General features: G+C 51.6%; 3 protein-coding genes and 1 pseudogene. 2 read left to right on the top strand and 2 right to left on the bottom strand.

Annotation, left to right across the window (positions count from 1 at the left end):
• Both AXFE_RS08545 and AXFE_RS08540 read left to right on the top strand, forming a co-directional pair.
• Window positions 1-925 (top strand): IS66 family transposase (locus tag AXFE_RS08545; protein WP_152625971.1); only part of this gene is annotated, 925 nt, incomplete at its 5' end.
• Window positions 922-1,809 (top strand): DUF4338 domain-containing protein, encoded by an 888-nt coding sequence (locus AXFE_RS08540; protein WP_052605466.1) that lies wholly within the window; start codon window positions 922-924, stop codon window positions 1,807-1,809. The genes AXFE_RS08545 and AXFE_RS08540, both read left to right, overlap by 4 nt.
• Before the next feature lie 151 nt (window positions 1,810-1,960).
• On the opposite strand, the gene AXFE_RS08535 is transcribed toward AXFE_RS08540, so the two are convergent.
• Window positions 1,961-3,181: a hypothetical protein gene (locus AXFE_RS08535; RefSeq protein ID WP_052605465.1), complete on the bottom strand. Its 1,221-nt coding sequence runs from the start codon at window positions 3,179-3,181 to the stop codon at window positions 1,961-1,963.
• 109 nt (window positions 3,182-3,290) lie between these two features.
• Window positions 3,291-3,751 (bottom strand): annotated as a pseudogene (locus AXFE_RS19230) (transposase); the annotation flags it as partial.
• Window positions 3,752-4,358: the final 607 nt, after the last annotated feature.

The following is a 4,358-nucleotide window of genomic DNA, read 5'->3' as shown; positions in this document are numbered from 1 at the left end:
GCTCCTCGCTCCGCTTGCGGATGCGATCCGCGAACACAACGCATCATCTCCTCATCTGCACATGGACGAGACATCTTGGAAGGTCTTCGAGGTCACTGCTGGCAAGGCCGGTTATCGCTGGTGGTGCTGGATCTTCGTCGGCCACGACACGACCGCCTTTGTGATCAAGCCCGGTAGAGGAGCCGATGTCGCAGCTAAGCACCTCGGTATCGATTTAAACGCAAAGACACCGATGCTGCCCGGTGGTGCAACGCTGCTCGCCTCTAGTGACTTTGCGACCTGTTACCAGCGCTTAGGACGCGAGGTAGAGGGCTTCGTAAACATCTACTGCTGGGCGCATATCCGCAGGTACTTTATCCGCGCGGGCGATGCTCATGCGTTCCTCAAGACCTGGGCCGACGCGTGGGTTTCCCTCATCGCAGAGCTGTTTTGTGCGCATAGGGCCTGGGGGACAAGCGCGAGTGGCTCCAAGGAGGAGGCTCTGGCCTTTATTAAGGTGCAAGCCGTGATCGACCGAATCGATGCTACGAGGATCGCACAAAGCGCTGATCCCGATCTCTTCGCAGCCGCGAAGAAAGTGCTTGCGACCTTGAACCACGAATGGGACGGTCTGGTTGCCTTTCTCGAGTATCCAGATGTCGGGCTCGAAAACAACGCGGCAGAGAGAGGACTTCGCCGTCCCGTTGTGATCCGCAAGGCCTGCTACGGCTCTGGGTCGATCTGGTCGGCCGAGTTCGCCGCTAACACCTGGAGCATCCTTGCCACAGCAGCGAAGAACCACCTGAACCCTCTTGTCTACCTAAAGGCCTACCTCAATGCATGTGCAGAGGCAGGGGGTAAGGCACCCCAAGGAGCAACCCTTGAGCGGTTCTTCCCCTGGGCGGTGAGCGAGGCCGACCAAGCGGCATGGGCAGACACCTCGTGAGCCCCACGCATCGCTACGTTGGCCGAGACTTCACCGACGAAGAGATTGAACTCATAGGCGCGCTGTGTACAAACAGTGCTACTCCGACACGGGAGTCGATCGCCCGCGCCGCTTGCGAGGCGCTGTCATGGCGGGCCCAGAACGGGGCACTAAAGATCATGTCGGCCAAGGTGGCGTTCCTGCGCATGCATAGAGACGGCCTCATCACTCTTCCTCCACCACGGAGCGAGAACACCAACGGCAGAGCTGTTCGCTACCAGAGTCCTAATGCCCAACTGCGCCTCCCCGACATGTCTCCGAGCACACTGTCTCAGATCGGAGATCTCCGCATACACCTGGTTCAGACCAAGAAAGCCTCTGCGATCTGGAACCAAACCATCGCGAGCTACCACTACCTCGGATACGTGCCTCTCGCTGGTGCACAACTGCGATATCTGGTAGAAGCCGACTGTGGCTTTGTGTCTGCACTCTCCTTTGGTGCGTCGGCCTGGAAGTGCGCTCCTCGTGACACCCATATCGGCTGGGACGATAAGACTCGTCGTTCCCGGCTGCACCTCGTGGTGGGCAACGCGCGCTTTCTCATCCTGCCTTATATCCAGGTTCCCAACCTCGCCTCCAAGATCCTCGCCAAAGTTACCCGACGCCTGCGTGATGACTGGCAGGTCGCCTATGGCTATGCCCCGGTGCTCGTCGAGACCTTTGTCGAGACTGGTCGCTTTGCTGGTACCAGCTACCGAGCAGCCAATTGGATCCAAGTCGGCAAGACCCAAGGTCGCGGCAAGCTAGACCGCACCCATGCCAAAGCACTACCGGTGAAGGACGTCTATCTTTACCCGCTGCACCGAGCTTACAAAACCATTCTCAGCACTCAGACCAGCATGTGAGATCGCCCCGTCAACGTTACGAATCAAACCCTCTTCGGACGGGATCTCCGAATGTGTACCGAACATTACAGCCAACAATAAGCGTCCGAACCCAGAAAGAAAGTGCGTCCTTGCCGCCGTCATTTCATTTTTCACTCTAGTACTCACTTTATCAAATAGATGTGGAAAAATAAGCTTCCAGCTGGGCTCTCTGCTGGGCAGCAAGGCTGTTGAGAAGAGTTGGCAGGTCTATCACTGAGGCATTTGAGAAATTAACGAGGTCAATTATGTCAGCTACCAACTGTAATCCTCCACCGAAGGTCAATGCAGCCGCGACTCCAAAGACGACTCCAACGACCGTCTGCAAAATCTGGATTTGAGAGCAGCTGAGCTGACCGATGCTTACTGTGATAATAGAGGTGTCTGTCTGATTTGCTGGGTGGCAATTCGGCGGCGACGTGTTAAGAACAATCTGTACCTGATTCTTTTGCTGCTGTATTGCTTGCTGTATCGCATAAGTGGCCTGTGCGACTGAGGTATCGCCACCGAGCTCCCCATAGGTGAACGAAGGCTTGTAGTTGTGGTGCAGGCTTCCAGCGTAGGAGGCAGTCCACGCACCGGTGCCTTTAATAAAGTTGGTGGCATCTTGACCAGTCAGAGTGCACGTTGCGAATGACAAGTTTGCTTGAGAAGAGGAAGAGGAAGAGGAAGACGGTCCAACGGTTAGAATACTTGAAGGATTTGCAGTGCTACCTTGAGAACAGGGAGGGTCGGACCACAACTCGGTAGTGATTCCATTGACATCTAATTGGCCTTGTTCACCAAAGGTGATTGTCTGGCCAGTCAATGGAGAGCTATCACTACTCGGCGGAAAGTACGCAAGGGCCACCTCCAATGTAACCGTGTTCTTGGTCGTATTCTCTTTACTAAAGGCTAGGAGTTTCGTTGCATCAGGGGTAATTGTGTATGCACCGCCAAGGATCTGAAGGTTGTCTTGCTGGGATGCACCAGTCAGGTGCAACGGATCGCTTGTCTCGCTAGCACAGGAGCTGGTGACGAAGTAATAAGAGCCCACGTTAAGTGTGTTTAATCCGTTGGTCGGTACCGTCTCAGTCGTCCCGGTCTCCCCTTTGACATACATCTTCGAGCAGCTAGCTTTACCTGTCAAAGATACCCCTGTGGGCAACGCTGGGCTCACCCGAGTTTGAAAAGAAGTATTATTTATCCCGTAGGCTTGGTTGGCATAGACTGTCACATAGTAAGTGTTAGGGGTCGTTGTCGCTGAAGCCGGGGTAACCGACAGTACCGAAAGCACGAGTCCAGTTACCAATACCACAGCAATCTGCACCGATAATAGGCGGGACAGCCGCCCGAAGCCAATTTTTCTCTCCATACCTACTTTTTTCTCCTAGTTTCAATACTCTAAATCCGATAAAATCACTAGATCGAAATTAGTTCTCATATAATAATGCCCGTAAGTTTACAAGAAAAATATTACATAATTATCTAGTTTCGCTAGCAAAAACCATTTTGGAGTCAGATTCGCGGAGTAGCGGATGTGGAGACGCAAACACACATGTATTGAGAAGTCGCTCTACCAATGACATTTCAAAGTGCCTTGCATTGAATCGGTATGCGAATTCCTCGAGGCATAAGTTGCTTATGTTCCTCATCTCCGTGGTATGTTCCGTCGATAAATTTCTTGCAGTTTCCTATCAGGATGTTGAGCCATTTGAATGTTACATGTGCTTGTTCGTCTTTGGATAGAGTGAACCAGTGCGCTAGTCCAAGGTCTTTCAGCACATACCCCGTAACTTGGGTTACCATCACTTATCAGCTTGGTATTAGAATCTCAACGTCTCACAAAAACATCTTTGGGTGATTTAGCAGTGGTATCTTTGATTACTTCCATGAAGCAATGAGTAGGAGCACCATTGCTAATCGATACTCCAATTGTTACTGGCCATTGAGAACTGCAAGTTGGTGGACACGAAGAATGCATACAAGTGGCCATCACTTTTGCACATTTTACCACAGCTCGCGTTTATCTGAGGCCGCTTTTTTTACTATTACAGTAGCTATTTCATTCGGTCCTTCTATGGGCATTTCTTGTCGAGGAGGTGAAATAATGTAACCTTTGGTCGCAAAGGTCTATTAACTACTCCAACTTGCATCCAAGAGCAGTTAATTGTCGATTAGATGAAAGTGCTCCATCGAGGCGCAGTGTGATTTTTAGATAGGGTTGAGATTTCGTTGAGGGCGACTTGGAAAAGATCTCTTTATTATTCTTTTTTATGGGTAGTAGCTACAGGTTGTTGAGCCTGTGGGCGAAGATCGTTGGATTGTGCGTAAACGCGAAGCGTTTTCCACATTTCAACTTTCGTTTGCGTAGCAATCGTCCACAACTCAATAACCCCCATTACGTTCCTGGATAGGTGGAGGTTATAGATTCTAGATTCTAGAGATCTAGCGAGTATTGACGGCACCGCAAGTTACCCAACCCAACCAAGAGGCCCCATCGTGAACCCCAATGGCCCGTTGCGCGACGATAGAGCGACGATAGACCATCA

Source organism: Acidithrix ferrooxidans (assembly GCF_000949295.1).
Taxonomy (GTDB): Bacteria; Actinomycetota; Acidimicrobiia; order Acidimicrobiales; family Acidimicrobiaceae; genus Acidithrix; species Acidithrix ferrooxidans.
Note: the sequence above shows the minus strand (reverse complement) of the source record. Positions and strands in the feature narration are given on the sequence as shown.